The 1,701-nt window shown below is 74.3% G+C and carries 2 protein-coding genes; both read left to right on the forward strand.

Annotation, left to right across the window (positions count from 1 at the left end; all coding sequences use genetic code 11):
- The coding region (locus tag VGD85_RS10980; protein WP_331063477.1) for a hypothetical protein at nucleotides 1-211 on the forward strand (211 nt) is incomplete at its 5' end.
- 34 nt (nucleotides 212-245) lie between these two features.
- Complete coding sequence (locus VGD85_RS10985) at nucleotides 246-1,568, forward strand: S1C family serine protease (RefSeq protein ID WP_331063478.1); 1,323 nt, start codon at nucleotides 246-248, stop codon at nucleotides 1,566-1,568.
- Nucleotides 1,569-1,701 lie beyond the last annotated feature (133 nt).

Genomic DNA, 1,701 nt, shown 5'->3' on the forward strand with positions numbered 1-1,701 from the left:
GCTCGTGCTCGGCGTGGTGGGTGGCGCCCTCGGCGGCGGCGCGGTCGGCGCCGCGGTGATGGGCGCGCTGGTGTTCGGTGTCGGGCCGGCCGACGCGCCCGCCATCGACCGGCGGGCCCCGGTCACCTCGATCACCAACACCGACGCTCCCCGCACCCCCAGCCCGACCGTCCCGGTCGCCCAGCTGACCCGCGGCGCCAAGCAGCGATAGCGCCGGATTTCGCCCGGCGCGACAAGATAGGGCTGTGACGCAGGACGAGCCCAGGGACGACGAGCCGACCCAGCCCCTCGGGGCACTCCGGCCGACGACGCCGCCACCCACGTGGGTGCCGCCGACGACCCAGTCGCCGCCGCACCGCTGGGCGGGCCTGCCCCCGGGCGCGACCTCGCCGTACTCCTCGCCCTACGCGCAGCAGCCGCCGTTCGGCCCGCCTCCGGGCCCGCCCCCGCGCCACCTGGCGCCACGGGGCCGGGTGCCGGGCTGGCTGTGGCCGGTCGTGAGCGTGCTGGCGCTCGTGCTCGGCGTGGTGGGTGGCGCCCTCGGCGGCCTCGCCTACGAGCGGGTCACCGACGACGGCCCCGGGACGGTCAGCGAGGGCCTCGCGGGCGTGGACACGGTCTCCCAGGCGCCGCTGCCCGTCGACAACGGATCGATCGAGGCCGTGGCCGCGCGACTCCTGCCGAGCACCGTGCAGATCGTCGCCGAGTACGACGGGCAGCGCGGCGGGGCGACCGGGTCCGGCTTCGTGCTCGACCGGCAGGGCCACGTCATCACCAACAACCACGTGGTCGTCGACGCCGACGAGAACAACGGCCCGATCGAGATCGTCGACCAGGACGGCAACCGCTACAAGGCGACCGTCGTGGGGCGCAGCTCGGTCTACGACATCGCGGTGCTGTACGCCGCGAAGGCCCGCGGACTCACCCCGGCGGCGCTGGGGTCCTCCCAGGCGCTGCGGGTCGGCGAGGGCGTGGTCGCGATCGGCTCCCCGCTCGGGCTCAGCTCCACGGTCACCGCCGGCATCGTCAGCGCCCTGCACCGCCCGGTCACCACCGGCGACGCGGGCAACGACTCCTCCTACATCAACGCCGTGCAGACCGACGCCGCGATCAACCCCGGCAACTCCGGTGGACCGCTGGTCAACCTGCGCGGCCAGGTGGTAGGGGTCAACTCCGCGATCGCCACCACCGGCGGGGCCATCGGCGGGGAGTCCGGCAACATCGGGGTCGGCTTCGCGATCCCGATCGAGCAGGTCCGGATCACCGCCGACCAGATCCTGCGCACCGGCGAGGCCAGGTACCCCGTCATCGGGGCCCAGGTGCAGACCGGCCGCAACGACGGTCAGGGCGCCGAGATCGACGAGGTCATGCCCGACACGCCCGCCGAGAAGGGCGGCCTGCGCAAGGGCGACGTGATTGTCGAGGTCGAGGGCGAGCGGGTCACCGACGGCATCGCGCTCATCGTCGCGATCCGCTCCCACCAGCCGGGCGAGACCGTCGAGTTCACCGTGCTGCGCGACGGCGAGGAGAAGACGCTCTCGCTGACGCTCGGCGCCGAGACCGGCTAGGAGTCTGCTGAACAAGACGGGCGAACGCGAGCGGCGTCCGGTGCGTGCGGTGGCAAGGCGGCCGAGGAACGGCGTGGCGGGTCACTCCGACCGAGGCGAACGCCGCCAACGCTCCACCGGGCGTCGCGTAGCC

It is taken from the genome of Nocardioides sp. (assembly GCF_036401255.1).
Lineage (GTDB): Bacteria > Actinomycetota > Actinomycetes > Propionibacteriales > Nocardioidaceae > Nocardioides.